Source organism: Streptomyces sp. NPDC052225 (assembly GCF_040679615.1).
Classification (GTDB): domain Bacteria; phylum Actinomycetota; class Actinomycetes; order Streptomycetales; family Streptomycetaceae; genus Streptomyces.
In genome coordinates this window covers 19798-32752 of sequence record NZ_JBFAVD010000044.1, presented here as the reverse complement: position 1 = coordinate 32752, position 12955 = coordinate 19798, and the positions used below count along the sequence as shown (strand labels likewise).

Genomic DNA, 12955 nt, shown 5'->3' with positions numbered 1-12955 from the left:
AAAAGTTCTGACGTTCCCTAGACCCGCCATGTCCCGGAAAGGTTGCACGGTCGCGGGACGTTTTCTTTCAAAGATTTTCAGCGTGCCGACATCTCGGGGCAGTCGTAGCGTTTGGTGCATGAGCGAACAATCGGGTGACAAGCCCCTGGAACAGGACGTCCTCGACGAGCTCGGCGACGACCGTCTCCAGGAACTCGCCGGGCTGCTCGGCACGGATGCCTCCGGCGCGCGCGAGGTCGTGGGCGGGACGGTGTCGGAGATCTCCGGCGGCCTCGGCGACCTCCCGGCGCCGCCGCCCGAGGAGGCGCCGCTCCAGGGGGTCGCGACGCTCGGCGGCCTGGGCGGGATGGCTTCCAGCGGGCTGGTGGCCGGGGTGCTGGCGAAGATGTCGCGGCCGGTGGCGAACGCGGTCGCCAAGAAGACGGGGTTGCCTGCGGCGAACGTGGCCCGGGGGATCGAGATGCTGGTGCCGGTCATCTTGGCTGTGGTCAGTAAGCGTGCGGCTCGTAAGCGGTGAGGTGTTTGTCTGCGGGTGGGTGGGGGCTGGTCGCGCAGTTCCCCGCGCCCCCGAAGGCTTGCGGCTTCGCCGCTTGCCTTCATAGATGAGATGCCGCACCGAAGGTGCGCATCTCAGGGGCGCGGGGAACTGCGCGACCAGCCACGACGGCGCTGCAGACGAACGGGACCACAGCGCCGCGCACCCGACTCAGCTCGCGTGCAGCGTGAAACGGGTCGAGGTCTCGGCCAGAACCTCGTGGCCGTCGCGTGACCACAGGCCGTCGTTGAACAGCTCGACCTCGATGGGCCCGGTGTAACCCTGGTCCTCGACGAGCCCGCGCCAGTACCGCATGTCGATCGAACCGTCGCCGAGCTGCCCGCGCCCGTTGAGGACACCTTCGGGCAACGGCGTGGTCCAGTCGGCGAGTTGGAACGTCGCGATACGCCCCTGCGCCCCGGCCCGAGCGATCTGCGCGGGCGCCTGGTCGTCCCACCAGATGTGGTACGTGTCGACGCAGACCCCGACCTGGTCCGCGGGGAAGCGCTCGGCGATGTCCAGCGCCTGGGCCAGCGTCGAGACGACGCAGCGGTCGGCGGCGTACATCGGGTGCAGGGGCTCGATGGCGAGCTTCACACCGCGCTCGGCGGCGTACGGGGCCAGTTCGACGAGCGCGTCGGCGATCCGCTCCCGGGCGCCGGGCAGGTCGTACGAGCCGGCCGGCAGCCCGCCGGAGACCAGGACGAGGACGTCGGTGCCGAGGGTGACGGCCTCGTCGACGGCGCGCTTGTTGTCCTCGACGGCCGCCTTGCGCTCGGCCTCGTCGAGGGCGGTGAGGAAGCCGCCGCGGCAGTGCGTGGTGACGTTCAGGCCCGCGTCGCGCAGCAGCTTGGCCGCCGCCTCGACGCCGTACTCCTGAACCGGCGCACGCCAGGTGCCGACGTGCCGGACCCCCAACTCGCCGCAGGCGGCGACGAGTTCGGGCAGGCCGAGCTGCTTGACCGTCATCTGGTTGATGGAGAAGCGCGGGTCGGCGGCGGTCATGCGGTCACTCCGTACAGGGCGAGCAGGTTCTTCATGCGGGCCTCGGCGAGCTCCGGGCGCGGGAACAGGCCGAGCCCGTCGGCGAGTTCGTACGCCTTCGCGAAGTGCGGCAGCGAGCGGGCCGACTGGAGGCCGCCGACCATCGCGAAGTGGTCCTGGTGGCCGGCGAGCCAGGCCAGGAAGACGACGCCGGTCTTGTAGAACCGGGTCGGCGCCTGGAACAGGTGGCGGGACAACTCGACGGTGGGGTCGAGGAGTTCGCGGAATCCCTTGGTGTCGCCGGTGTCGAGGACCCGTACGGCCTGCGCGGCCAGCGGGCCCAGCGGGTCGAAGATGCCGAGCAGGGCGTGGCTGAAGCCCCGGTCGTCGCCGGCGATCAGTTCCGGGTAGTTGAAGTCGTCGCCGGTGTAGCAGCGCACACCCTGGGGCAGGCGGCGGCGCAGGTCGATCTCGCGCTGGGCGTCGAGCAGGGAGACCTTGATGCCGTCGATCTTGTCGGGGTGCGCTGCGATGACGTCGAGGAACGTCTCCGTCGCGGCGTCGAGGTCGGCGGAGCCCCAGTAGCCGTCGAGCGCCGGGTCGAACATCGGGCCGAGCCAGTGCAGGACGACCGGCTCGGTGGCCTGGCGGAGCAGGTGGCCGTAGACGTCGAGGTAGTCCTCGGGGCCCTTCGCGACGGCGGCGAGTGCGCGGGACGCCATGAGGATCGCCTGCGCGCCCGTCCCCTCCACGAGCGCGAGCTGCTCCTCGTAGGCGGCCCTGACCTGGGCCACGTCCTGTGCGGGTCCGGTCAGTTGGTCGGTGCCGACGCCGCAGGCGATGCGTCCGCCGACGGCCTTCGCCTCGGCCGCCGAGCGCGTGATGAGTTCGGCGGCGCCCGCCCAGTCCAGGCCCATGCCGCGCTGCGCGGTGTCCATGGCCTCGGCGACCCCGAGGCCGTTGGCCCACAGGTGGCGGCGGAAGGCGAGGGTGGCGTCCCAGTCGACGGCGGCCGGCGAGTCCGGTGTCGTATCGGCGAACGGGTCGGCGACGACGTGCGCCGCGGAGAAGACGACGCGGGAGGCGAGCGGCGCTCCGGTGTCGAAGACGAGGGGCTCGGTGCGGGGCTCGTACGCCCTCAACTGCCCATCGGCGGAGGGGAGGTGGATGGTCACAGCGAGATCTCCGGAACATCGAGGCGGCGGCCCTCGGCGGACGACTTCAGGCCCAGCTCGGCCATCTGCACGCCGCGCGCGCCGGCCAGCAGGTCCCAGTGGTAGTCGGCGCCCGCGTACACGTGCTTGAGGAAGAGCTCCCACTGGACCTTGAAGCCGTTGTCGAACTCCTGGTTGTCCGGGACCTCCTGCCACTGGTCGCGGAAGGAGTAGGTCGCCGGGAGGTCCGGGTTCCAGACCGGCTTCGGCGTCGAACTGCGGTGCTGCACACGGCAGTTGCGCAGCCCGGCGACGGCGGAGCCCTCGGTGCCGTCGACCTGGAACTCGACGAGCTCGTCACGGTTGACGCGCACGTCCCACGAGGAGTTGATCTGGGCGACGATGCCGCCCTCGATCTGGAAGATGCCGTACGCGGAGTCGTCGGCGGTGGCGTCGTAGGGCTTGCCGCTCTCGTCCCAGCGGGTGGGGACGTGGGTGGTGGCGAGCGCGTTGACGCTGGTCACGCGGCCGAACAGCTCGTGCAGGACGTACTCCCAGTGCGGGAACATGTCGACGACGATGCCGCCGCCGTCCTCGGCGCGGTAGTTCCAGGAGGGGCGCTGCGCCTCCTGCCAGTCGCCCTCGAAGACCCAGTAGCCGAACTCGCCGCGGACGGACAGGATCCGCCCGAAGAAGCCGCCGTCGATGAGGCGCTTGAGCTTGAGGAGGCCCGGCAGGAACAGCTTGTCCTGGACGACACCGGACTTGACCCCGGCCTCGCGCGCGAGCCGGGCCAGTTCGACGGCGCCTTCGAGGCCGGTGGCGGTCGGCTTCTCCGTGTAGACGTGCTTGCCGGCGGCGATCGCCTTCTTCAGGACCTCTTCGCGCCCGGAGGTCATCGCGGCGTCGAAGAAGATGTCGACCGAGTCGTCGGCGAGGACGGCGTCGACGTCGGTGGAGATGTTCGCCTCGTCCAGGCCGTGCTTCTCGGCGAGGGCCTTCAGGGCGTGCTCGCGGCGGCCGACCAGGACCGGCTCGGGCCACAGGACCGTACCGTCGCCGAGGTCGAGGCCGCCCTGCTCGCGCAGCGCGAGGATCGAGCGGACGAGGTGCTGGCGGTAGCCCATGCGCCCCGTCACACCGTTCATGGCGATGCGCACCGTCTTGCGTGTCACGTGAGTCCCTTCGTCCAGCTTTCCCGGCCCCCGAGGCGTGCGGCGACCGGGCCCGGCGTACGCGAATCAGCGCCTGCCGGATGTTCGATATCCCGTAGCAAGCGCTTTCTACCTAAGGAGAAGCTAGCCTCTGCACAGCCGCTCGGACAAGAGCGGGAAGCAGGCAGACAACAGTCGGACAGCAGCCGGACCCAGCGGAGGACGACTCGATGACCGTGACCCTGGCGGATGTGGCAGCGCGCGCGCAGGTGTCCCCCGCCACCGTCTCGCGTGTGCTCAACGGCAACTACCCGGTCGCCGCCGCCACCCGTGAGCGCGTCCTGAAGGCCGTGGACGAGCTGGACTACGTGCTCAACGGCCCGGCGAGCGCCCTCGCGGCCTCCACCTCCGACCTGGTCGGCGTGCTGGTGAACGACATCGCCGACCCGTTCTTCGGGATCATGGCGTCAGCCGTGCAGTCGGAGATCGTCGGGCCCGGCGGCCGGGCGGGCGGCGAGCGGCTCGCGGTCGTCTGCAACACGGGCGGGGACCCGGAGCGCGAGCTGACGTATCTGACGCTGCTCCAGCGCCAGCGTGCGGCAGCCGTCGTCCTCACGGGCGGCGCGATCGAGAACGCGGACCATGTCGCCGCCGTGGCAGGCAAGTTGAGGCGCCTTGCCGAGGCGGGCACGCGGGTCGTGCTGTGCGGGCGGCCGCCGGTCCCGGACACCGACGCGGTGGCGCTGACCTTCGACAACCGGGGCGGCGGGCGGGAGTTGACGGAGCATCTGCTCGCGCTCGGCCACCGCCGCATCGGCTACGTCGCGGGTCCCGAGGAGCGGACCACGACCCGGGACCGCCTTGAGGGCCACCGGGAGGCGCTGGCCGCGGCGGGCGTGCCGGAGTCGGACGGCCTGGTGGCGCACGGCTCGTACGACCGCACCTCCGGTTACACGGCCACGCTCGAACTGCTGCGCAAGGACCCGGAGTTGACGGCCGTGGTCGCCGCCAACGACACGGTGGCCCTCGGCGCGTGCGCGGCCCTGCGCGAGGCGGGGCTGCGGATCCCCGAGGACGTCTCGGTCGCGGGCTTCGACGATCTGCCGTTCAGCGTGGACGCCGTGCCGGCGCTGACGACCGTACGGCTGCCGCTCGCGGAGGCGGCGGCGCGGGCGGGCCGGATCGCGATGGGCCGGGAGGCGGCTCCGGCCGGCGGGGTCGACGTCGTACGCGGGGAGTTGATGGTGCGGGGGTCGACGGGGGCGCCGCGTGACACATGACGCGGAGCCCTGGGAGGACGCGGGCCCGGCCCGCACCTGGATCCCGCCGCTCGCGGCCAACCTGGCGCTCGGGATACCGGCACTGGTCCCGCTCTACAGCGTCCACTGGCTGCTGACGGAGTGGTTCGGGACGGACTGCGCGCGCTTCGACGAGGTGAGCGCGCCGGACTGCGACTACCACACGCTCGACCACGGCCCGGTGATGATCGGCCTCGCCGTGGTGTCCGGACTGCTGATGACCGCGTTCGTGATCCTGGCCAACCGGGGCCTGACCGGGCGCAGATCAGCGGGCGTGTGCCTGCGGACGGTGCCGCTGGTGCTGCTGCCGTTCGCGGTGCTGTGGGCGCTGGCCTGAGGGGATCCGGCGGTCACGCCAGGAGGTCGACCTCGATCCCGGCACCCTCGCCCCTCAACTCGGCTTCCTGGTGGGCGAGCCAGGCCAGGGCGAGGTCCTGCCAGGGGAGGCCGACGGGGGCGTAGACGGTACGCGGGTGCCGCTCCGGACGCTTTCCGGCAGCCTCCAGCCACTCCCCCAACGTGGCTGTGCTCTCCGGCGCCTTCTCCCCCAATGACCCCAACACACCTGACTGGAAGGCGAGTTCACGGTCGTCGACGACGAGGTGGGCGGCCCGCAGCAGGTCGGGGGCGAGCTCCAGTTTGCCGGGTTCGTCCGCGCCGAGCGTGGTGAAGTGCTGCCCCGGCCGGGTGTCGGCGAGTGCGAGCAGGGGCGTACGGGACCAGGTGGCGAGCAGCACGATGTCGGCCTCGGCGGCGACGGCGGCGGGTGTCGGGCGGACCCGGCCGCCGTGCCGTCCGGCGAACGCGTCCGCACGCGAAGGGTCCTCGTCGTGCACGAGGACGTCGCCCACGTCCCGCAGTGCGCGCAGCCCCCGCAGCATCAGTTCGGCCTGGGCGCCGGCGCCGATCACGCCGACGGTGCGGGCGTCGGCGCGGGCCAGGGTGTGCGTGCCGAGCGCCGCCGCGAGGCCGGTGCGCCAGGCGGTCACCGTGGCCGAGTCGAGGAGGGCGAGGAGCTCGCCGTCGGCGCCGCTGTGCAGGCAGACGACGCCGCGCAGGGCGGGCCGGGCGCCGGGGAACTTGGCGTTGACCTTCACCGTGTACGCGGGGACGTCCGGCAGCACGCCGGGGATCAGCGCGGTCGCCGTGCCGGGGAACGGCAGCTCGGCGATCACCCGGCGCGCGCTCCCCTTCTCGGCGGCCCCGGTCCGGAACCCCGCGGCCAACGCCTCGACGCAGCGGGCCGGTTCGAGGAGGGACAGCAGATCGGTACGGGTGAGGATGCGGGTCATCCGGCGATCATCGCAGCGCCCGGGCGCGGCGGTCAGCCGGCCGGGACGATCTCCACGCCGAGCGCCGCGACCTGCGCGACGACGGGGTGGTGCGGCTCGGCGTCGGTGATGACGCCACTGACCTTCGCCCAGGGCAGCACGCGGAACCGTGACGCCGTCCCGATCTTCTCCGACGAGGCGAGGACGTAGGTCTCGGCGGCCCGGGCCGCGAGGGCGCGCTTCATCGCGGCCTCCTCGGCGTCGCCCGTCGTCAGGCCCGCCCCGGGGTGGACGCCGGTGACGCCGATCAGGCAGAGGTCGGCGGAGACGTTCTGCGCGGCCTCGACGGCGGCGGCCCCGCACGTGACCGCCGAGTGCTTGAAGACGCGGCCGCCGAGGAGGTAGAGCTCCGCGCGCGGGTGGTCGAGCAGGGCCGCGGCGATCGTCGGGCTGTGGGTGATCACGGTGCAGTCGAGGTCGTGCGGGAGGGCGCGGGCGACGGCCAGGGCGGTGGTGCCGCCGTCGAGGATCAGTGCGCTCTGCGGGCGTACGAGACCTGCCGCGACGGCGGCGACCTTCTCCTTGCCGTCGGGGGCGACGGCCTGCCGGGCGGCGTAGTCGACCACGGCCGGTGACGCGGGGAGCGCGCCCCCGTAGACCCGCTGGCACAGTCCCTCGGCGGCGAGATCGCGCAGATCCCTCCGCACGCTGTCCTCGGAAATGCCCAGTTCGGCGGCGACGCTCTTCGCCACGACCTTGCCCTCGCGGGCGAGCAGGCCGAGCAGGTGGTCACGTCGTTCGGCAGCCAGCATGCACGCTCTCTCCTGTTCTTGCACGTTTCTGCATGTATCGTAGCGCGCCATGACCCCGAGCACGACGGCCACCGAGCCGATGATGATCCTGATCGCAGGCCCCTACCGCTCCGGCACGGACGGCGACCCGCGGGCCATGGCCGCGAACCTCGCCCGCCTGGAGGCCGCCGCCTGGCCGGTCTTCGCCGCCGGGCACCTCCCGGTGATCGGCGAGTGGATCGCCCTGCCCGTCCTGAACTCCGCCGGTGCGGGCCCGACGGACCCGCTCGCCGACGAGGTGCTCTACCCGACGGCCCACCGGCTGCTCACCCACTGCGACGCGGTGCTGCGCCTGCCCGGCGACTCCACCGGCGCCGACGAGGACGTGGCCACCGCCCGCCGCCGCGGCCTGCCCGTCTACCACGACGTGTCCGAGATCCCGCACCGCGCACCGCAGGGGACCGCGTGACCGCCCCTCCCACCCCCCGCCCCGGGATCGACGCCCCCGACCACCGTGGCCGCACGGCCCTCGACCGGGCGGGACGCGACCTGACGCGCAACCCCGACGTGGTGATCCGCGACGTCGAACTCACCTCGCAGGGCTGGCACGTCCTGCGCCGCACGACCTTCGACTACCGCCGCAGGGACGGCCGTTGGGAGACCCAGCAGCGCGAGACGTACGACCGCGGCGACGGCGCCGTGATCCTCCCGTACGACACCGAACGCGGCCTCGTCCTGCTCACCCGCCAGTTCCGCTACCCGGCGTACGTCAACGAGCACCCCGACGGCATGCTCATCGAGGCGGCGGCCGGCCTCCTCGACGCGGACGACCCCGAGTCCGCGATCCGCCGCGAGGCCACCGAGGAACTGGGCGTCACCCTCGGCCCCCTCACCCCGGTCCTCACCGCGTACATGAGCCCGGGCTCCGTCACCGAACGCCTCCACTTCTTCGCGGCGCCGTACACCCCGGCCGCCCGCACCGGCGCGGGCGGCGGCCTGGCGGAGGAGGGCGAGGACATCGAGGTCCTCGAACTCCCCTTCACCGAGGCCCTGTCGATGACCCGCGACACCCGCATCACGGACGCGAAGACGATCATGCTGCTCCAGTGGGCGGCACTGGAGGGGCCTTTCCGGGCAGGGTAGGCGCCGCCTCATCCCCTGGACGTAGGTCCCGCGCCTCAGGCGTATCGCCGGCCTCCTGGCTAGGGTCGGCGCTCATGGAGAGCACGGGGAGCGTTCGTCGCGGGGTGGCGGAGCGCAGGCGTGATGTGGTGGAGCGGCTTGTCGCCGAGCGGGATGTGTGGGTCTCCACGGGGCACCCCGAACACGGGCCGCACCAGGTGCCGTTGTGGTTCGTGTGGGACGGGCGGGCCGTGTGGATGAGCACCGGCGCCGCGTCCGCCACCGCGCGCAATGTCCGCGCGGAGCCGCGCGTGCGCCTCGCCCTGCCGGACACCTTCGACGTGGTGGTGCTCCAGGGGGAGGCGGAGTGCTTCCCGGACGACGAGGTGCCGGATGACGGCGCGGCGGCGTTCGCAGGGAAGTTCGGTTGGGATCCGCGAAAGGAGGAGGGTGCCTTCGTGTACGTACGTGTGGCTCCGAAGACCGTGCGGGCCTGGCGTGGTGAGGCCGAGTTGCGCGGGAGGGTCGTGATGCGGGACGGGGCGTGGGTGGAGTAACCCCCGGGCAAGCCCGCACAAGCCCGTCCGAAGCGTGGACGCCCCGCCCCTCCGGGCGTACGCTGACGCCACCCCCGGATCTCTGACTGAGTCAACTGTCCGAGCAGCGAGGTGGCCATGACCGTGCAGGACATCCGGTCCTTCAACCGCTTCTACACGAACGTCATCGGCGCGCTGGACTACAGCCGCCACCTGTACGCCCCGTACACCCTCACCGAGTCACGCGTCCTGTACGAGCTCGCGCACACGGAGAAGGTCGACGCGGCCGATCTGCGGGCCCGACTCGCCCTGGATGCCGGGTACTTGAGCCGGATTCTCGGGAAGTTCGAGCGGGACGGGCTCGTCGAGCGGGCCTCGTCGGAGAAGGATTCGCGGCGCCGTCGCATCACGCTCACCGCGCACGGCCGCACCACCGCCGACCTGCTCGACGAGCGGTCGAGCGAAGCCGTCGGCACGCTCCTCGCCGATGTCCCGCCGGCCGACCGCGGCCGCCTGTCGGAGGCGCTGCGCACCGTCCGCGAGGTGCTCGGCGACGGCCGCGCCGCCCCGCACCCGGACAACGTGCTGCTGCGGGAGCCCGGCCCCGGCGACCTCGGATGGATCGTCGCGCGCAACGCGGCCGTGTACGCCGCCGAGTTCGGCTGGAACACCGACTACGAAGGGCTCGTCGCCCGTATCGTCGCCGACTTCGCCGAGGACCACGACCCGCACCTGGAGCGCGTGTGGATCGCCGAGCTGGACGGCCGACCGGTGGGGTGCGTGATGTGCGTACGGGACGAGGCCCCCGGCACGGCACGGCTGCGGCTGCTGCTCGTGGAGCCTGAGGCGCGCGGCCTCGGGATCGGCGATCGACTGGTGCGCGCCGTCCTCGACTTCGCGCGCTCCGTCGGCTACCGGGACGTCGTGCTGTGGACCAACGACGTGCTCAGGGCCGCCCGCTCCCTCTATCTGCGGCACGGGTTCGTGCTGGTCGGGGAGAAGCCGCATCGGTCGTTCGGCGCCGACCTCGTCGGGCAGGACTGGCGGCTCTCCCTGCACCGCGCCCCCTGAGTGACGGGCGGGGGCGCGGGTAGGGTCCGAGCCATGAAACTGGCCTTCTCCACCCTCGGTGTCCCCGGTCTCCCGCTGACCGACGTCCTCCGCCTCGCCACCGCGCACGGCTACCACGGCGTGGAGCTGCGCGCGCATCCCGAGGAGCCCGTCCACCCGGGCATCGGCCCCGTCGAACGGGCCGACGCCGCCGCCGAGTTCAAGGCGGCCGGCGTCGAGGTCCTCGGCCTCGCCGGGTACGCGCGGGTGGCGGCGCCCGGCGAGGACGGCCCGGTCCTGGACGACGTACGCGCCCTGGTGGATCTCGCGCGCGATCTCGGGGCGCCGTTCGTACGGGTCTTCCCCGGCGGCGGCGACGAGCAGGGCCCCGAGGAGGCCGACGCGACGGCGGCGAGGCGGCTCGGGGTCGCCGCCGAGTACGCGGCCGACCGGGGCGTACGGGTTCTGCTGGAGACGCACGACTCGCACCGCACCGGGGCCGCCGCCTCCCGCGTCGTCGGGCCCGTCGGCCACCGGAACGTCGGGATCCTCTGGGACGTCATGCATACCTGGCTGGGCGGCGAGCAGCCCGCCGCCTCGTACGCCGCGCTCTCGCCCTACCTCGGGTATGTGCAGGTGAAGGACATCGCGGGGCCGGACGACACGACGCCGCTGCCGCTCGGGGACGGGGTGTTGCCGCTCGGGGAGTGTGTGGAGGTGCTGTCCCGGGAGGGGTGGGACGGGTGGTTGTGCTGGGAGTACGAGGCGCGTTGGTATGAGGGGGCTGCTCCGTTGCCGGGGTTGTTGGAGGCGGGGCGGGATCATTTGGCTCGGTTGCTCAACGAGTCCGCGTAGGCGTTGAGTTCGGGGGATCGACTGCCCAGTGAGGTCGTTTGCCGGGTGCCGGTTGTGGGGGCTGGTCGCGCCCCGCGGCGGAGCCGCTGATGGATACAGCCCCGCGCCCCGGGCCGCATCGACGTGAGCGCCACCCCGCCCACCAGCAGCGCCGCCGCGCACCACCTCAGGGGGCTGATCGGTTCGCCGAGGAAGAGGGCCGCCGACGACATGCCGAAGACCGGGACCAGGAGGGAGTACGGGGCGACCGTCGACGCGTCGTAGCGCTGGAGGAGGCGGCTCCAGGCGCTGAAGCCGAAGAGGGTCGTCACCAGGGCTACGTAGACGATCGCGCCGATGCCGGGGGCGTCCAGGGAGGCGAGGGCGCGGGCGTCGGCCGTCGGGCCCTCGAAGAGGAGGGAGAGCGCGAGGAGCGGGACGACCGGGACCGCGCTCGACCAGACCATGAAGGTGAAGGGCGCCTGCGGGGACGCCTTGCGGGTCAGGACGTTCGAGACGCCCCAGAACGCCGCCGCGACGAGCACCAGCGCGAACGCGCCCAGCGGGCCCGAACCGCCTTCGTCGACCGCCGCCACCGCGATGCCCGCGAGCGCCACCGCCATGCCCAACACCCGTACGGGGCGCGGGCGTTCACCCAGGAACGCGAAGGCGATCAGCGCCGTGAAGACCGACTGGACCTGGAGGACGAGCGAGGACAGGCCGGCCGGCATGCCGGTGTTCATGCCGATGAAGAGCAGGCCGAATTTGCCTACGCCGAGGGCCAGTCCCACTCCGACGATCCACCGCCACGGCACGCTGGGCCGTCCGACGAGGAACACCGCGGGCACCGCCGCGAGCAGGAAGCGCAGGGCGCAGAACAGCAGCGGCGGGAAGTGGTCGAGGCCGATGTCGATGACGACGAAATTCACGCCCCACAGGGCGGCGACGAGGACGGCGAGGCCGGTGTGCGCAGGTCTCATGCGTCGAGGATCACGCCCCAGCACCGTGTAGCACCAGCGATGTCTGCTGCATGGTTGGATGAAGCACTGCTGAAGGGTTGGTCCCGGGATGCTCGATCTGCAACGGCTGCGCGCGCTGCACGCCGTCTCCGTCCACGGCACGGTCGGCGCCGCCGCAGCCGCCCTGGGCTATACCCCGTCCGCCGTCTCGCAGCAGATCGCGAAGCTGGAGCGGGAGACCAGGACCGTGCTTCTCGAGCGGGAGGGGCGGGGGGTCAGGCTCACCGATGAGGCGCTGCAACTCGCCGCTACGGCGCAGGAGTTGCTGGCGATCGTGGAGCGCGCCGAGACCGGGATCGAGGAGCGGCGCGGGGTGCCGTCGGGGCGGGTGACGGTCGCCGCGTTCGCCTCCGCGGCGCGCGGTCTGCTGCCTGCCGCGCTCGCCGGTCTCGCCGAGCTGCATCCCGCGCTGGACGTCCGGATGACCGAGGTCGACCCGCACCTGTCGGTGGACCTCGTCGCGAAGGGCGCCGTCGATCTCGCGGTCGCCCACGACTGGGACATCGCGCCGCTGCCGGCCCCGGCCGGGGTCGAGCAGGCCGCCATCGGGACGGACCTGTGCGATCTGCTGGTGCCGGCCGGGCATCCGCTCGCGGAGCGGGAGTCGGTGCGGCGCGAGGAGCTCGGCGGTGAGCGGTGGGTGTCGCAGCCGCCGGGGCGGGTGTGTCACGACTGGCTCCTGCGGACGATGCGGGCGGCGGGGTTCGAGCCGGAGATCGCGCATCAGGCGGACGAGAACCCGACGCTGGTCGCGCTCGTCGCGGCCGGGTTGGGGGTTGCGGTGATTCCTCGGCTGGGGCGGGGCTCCTTGCCGCAGGGGGTGGTGGCGGTGGGGCTCGATCCGGTGCCGCGGCGGCGGTTGTACGCGTTGTGGCGGGCGGGATCCTCCCGGCGGCCTGCGGTTCGGGCGGTGGTCGCCGCGCTGCGGGAGCGGGGGCGCGCCTGCCTGGTTTCCGAGTGATCGCCGGGCGCGGGCCGTGGGGGCTGGTCGCGCAATTCCCCGCGCCCCAGGCTTGCGGCTTCGCCGCTCAGCCTTCATCGGGGAGATGCCGCAGCGGAGGTGCGCATCTCAGGGGCGCGGGGAACTGCGCGACCAGCCACGACGAAACCTGCACCCGCGACGAAGCCCCACACACCACCCCACCCTTTCTCCGCCACCTCCACACCAACTTCCCGGAACCTCCAGAAGGTGGGAACCAAGGCGCGG

General features: G+C 72.6%; 15 protein-coding genes. 9 read left to right on the top strand and 6 right to left on the bottom strand.

The genetic code is table 11. The features are described 5' to 3' along the window. The first annotated feature begins 118 nt into the window (after positions 1 to 118). Positions 119 to 517, top strand: a complete 399-nt coding sequence (locus AB0L37_RS36620) for a DUF937 domain-containing protein (RefSeq protein WP_365515860.1) — start codon at positions 119 to 121, stop codon at positions 515 to 517. 189 nt (positions 518 to 706) lie between these two features. Here AB0L37_RS36620 and AB0L37_RS36615 read toward each other — a convergent pair whose 3' ends face one another. Genes AB0L37_RS36615 through AB0L37_RS36605 form a run of 3 tightly spaced genes read right to left on the bottom strand, consistent with a single transcriptional unit; the run spans position 707 to position 3848 of the window. Next, a complete protein-coding gene (locus tag AB0L37_RS36615) occupies positions 707 to 1540 on the bottom strand; it encodes a sugar phosphate isomerase/epimerase family protein (protein ID WP_365515857.1) in 834 nt (277 codons plus the stop codon). After that, positions 1537 to 2694 carry a dihydrodipicolinate synthase family protein gene (locus AB0L37_RS36610; RefSeq protein WP_365515854.1) on the bottom strand — a complete coding sequence of 386 codons (1158 nt, stop codon included), beginning with the start codon at positions 2692 to 2694 and terminating at the stop codon, positions 1537 to 1539. The genes AB0L37_RS36615 and AB0L37_RS36610 overlap by 4 nt, the downstream gene beginning before the upstream one ends. Further along, entirely contained in the window at positions 2691 to 3848 is a 1158-nt protein-coding gene (locus AB0L37_RS36605; RefSeq protein ID WP_365515851.1) for a Gfo/Idh/MocA family oxidoreductase, read from the bottom strand. Before AB0L37_RS36605 ends, AB0L37_RS36610 begins: the two co-directional genes overlap by 4 nt. Before the next feature lie 209 nt (positions 3849 to 4057). Here AB0L37_RS36605 and AB0L37_RS36600 point away from each other — a divergent pair, with 209 nt between their 5' ends. After that, positions 4058 to 5107, top strand: a complete 1050-nt coding sequence (locus AB0L37_RS36600) for a LacI family DNA-binding transcriptional regulator (protein ID WP_365515849.1) — start codon at positions 4058 to 4060, stop codon at positions 5105 to 5107. Next, positions 5097 to 5462, top strand: coding sequence for a hypothetical protein (locus tag AB0L37_RS36595; RefSeq protein WP_365515846.1), 366 nt, complete (start codon positions 5097 to 5099; stop codon positions 5460 to 5462). Before AB0L37_RS36600 ends, AB0L37_RS36595 begins: the two co-directional genes overlap by 11 nt. Before the next feature lie 13 nt (positions 5463 to 5475). Here the strand turns inward: AB0L37_RS36595 and AB0L37_RS36590 are convergent, their stop codons facing one another. Together AB0L37_RS36590 and AB0L37_RS36585 are read right to left on the bottom strand one after the other, a co-directional pair. Continuing rightward, positions 5476 to 6417: an ornithine cyclodeaminase family protein gene (locus AB0L37_RS36590; protein WP_365515844.1), complete on the bottom strand. Its 942-nt coding sequence runs from the start codon at positions 6415 to 6417 to the stop codon at positions 5476 to 5478. A gap of 32 nt (positions 6418 to 6449) precedes the next feature. After that, a complete protein-coding gene (locus tag AB0L37_RS36585) occupies positions 6450 to 7208 on the bottom strand; it encodes a DeoR/GlpR family DNA-binding transcription regulator (RefSeq protein ID WP_365515841.1) in 759 nt (252 codons plus the stop codon). A 79-nt stretch (positions 7209 to 7287) separates the two neighbouring features. On the opposite strand from AB0L37_RS36585, the gene AB0L37_RS36580 reads away from it, so the two are divergent. The 5 genes from AB0L37_RS36580 (at position 7288) to AB0L37_RS36560 (ending at position 10750) form a co-directional block, all read left to right on the top strand. Next, positions 7288 to 7656, top strand: coding sequence for a DUF4406 domain-containing protein (locus AB0L37_RS36580; RefSeq protein WP_365515897.1), 369 nt, complete (start codon positions 7288 to 7290; stop codon positions 7654 to 7656). Beyond that, positions 7653 to 8330: an NUDIX domain-containing protein gene (locus tag AB0L37_RS36575; RefSeq protein ID WP_365515838.1), complete on the top strand. Its 678-nt coding sequence runs from the start codon at positions 7653 to 7655 to the stop codon at positions 8328 to 8330. The genes AB0L37_RS36580 and AB0L37_RS36575 overlap by 4 nt, the downstream gene beginning before the upstream one ends. Before the next feature lie 74 nt (positions 8331 to 8404). Continuing rightward, positions 8405 to 8866, top strand: coding sequence for a pyridoxamine 5'-phosphate oxidase family protein (locus AB0L37_RS36570; RefSeq protein WP_365515835.1), 462 nt, complete (start codon positions 8405 to 8407; stop codon positions 8864 to 8866). 117 nt (positions 8867 to 8983) lie between these two features. Next, positions 8984 to 9916 (top strand): helix-turn-helix domain-containing GNAT family N-acetyltransferase, encoded by a 933-nt coding sequence (locus AB0L37_RS36565; protein WP_365515832.1) that lies wholly within the window; start codon positions 8984 to 8986, stop codon positions 9914 to 9916. A 33-nt stretch (positions 9917 to 9949) separates the two neighbouring features. Beyond that, positions 9950 to 10750, top strand: coding sequence for a sugar phosphate isomerase/epimerase family protein (locus AB0L37_RS36560; RefSeq protein WP_365515829.1), 801 nt, complete (start codon positions 9950 to 9952; stop codon positions 10748 to 10750). Here the strand turns inward: AB0L37_RS36560 and AB0L37_RS36555 are convergent. Next, the gene (locus AB0L37_RS36555) at positions 10717 to 11709 is read right to left on the bottom strand and encodes an EamA family transporter (RefSeq protein WP_365515826.1); all 993 of its coding nucleotides are present in this window, start codon (positions 11707 to 11709) and stop codon (positions 10717 to 10719) included. The two genes, AB0L37_RS36560 and AB0L37_RS36555, sit on opposite strands and share 34 nt — an antisense overlap. Before the next feature lie 88 nt (positions 11710 to 11797). On the opposite strand from AB0L37_RS36555, the gene AB0L37_RS36550 reads away from it, so the two are divergent. Further along, positions 11798 to 12709, top strand: a complete 912-nt coding sequence (locus tag AB0L37_RS36550) for a LysR family transcriptional regulator (RefSeq protein ID WP_365515824.1) — start codon at positions 11798 to 11800, stop codon at positions 12707 to 12709. Positions 12710 to 12955: the final 246 nt, after the last annotated feature.

Excerpts from the sequence above, each read along its gene's own strand:
- AB0L37_RS36620 (WP_365515860.1), top strand. The coding sequence starts at position 119 with ATGAGCGAACAATCGGGTGACAAGCCCCTGGAACAGGACGTCCTCGAC.
- AB0L37_RS36615 (WP_365515857.1), bottom strand. The coding sequence starts at position 1,540 with ATGACCGCCGCCGACCCGCGCTTCTCCATCAACCAGATGACGGTCAAG.
- AB0L37_RS36600 (WP_365515849.1), top strand. The coding sequence starts at position 4,058 with ATGACCGTGACCCTGGCGGATGTGGCAGCGCGCGCGCAGGTGTCCCCC.
- AB0L37_RS36590 (WP_365515844.1), bottom strand. The coding sequence starts at position 6,417 with ATGACCCGCATCCTCACCCGTACCGATCTGCTGTCCCTCCTCGAACCG.
- AB0L37_RS36585 (WP_365515841.1), bottom strand. The coding sequence starts at position 7,208 with ATGCTGGCTGCCGAACGACGTGACCACCTGCTCGGCCTGCTCGCCCGC.
- AB0L37_RS36580 (WP_365515897.1), top strand. The coding sequence starts at position 7,288 with ATGATGATCCTGATCGCAGGCCCCTACCGCTCCGGCACGGACGGCGAC.
- AB0L37_RS36570 (WP_365515835.1), top strand. The coding sequence starts at position 8,405 with ATGGAGAGCACGGGGAGCGTTCGTCGCGGGGTGGCGGAGCGCAGGCGT.
- AB0L37_RS36565 (WP_365515832.1), top strand. The coding sequence starts at position 8,984 with ATGACCGTGCAGGACATCCGGTCCTTCAACCGCTTCTACACGAACGTC.
- AB0L37_RS36560 (WP_365515829.1), top strand. The coding sequence starts at position 9,950 with ATGAAACTGGCCTTCTCCACCCTCGGTGTCCCCGGTCTCCCGCTGACC.
- AB0L37_RS36555 (WP_365515826.1), bottom strand. The coding sequence starts at position 11,709 with ATGAGACCTGCGCACACCGGCCTCGCCGTCCTCGTCGCCGCCCTGTGG.
- AB0L37_RS36550 (WP_365515824.1), top strand. The coding sequence starts at position 11,798 with ATGCTCGATCTGCAACGGCTGCGCGCGCTGCACGCCGTCTCCGTCCAC.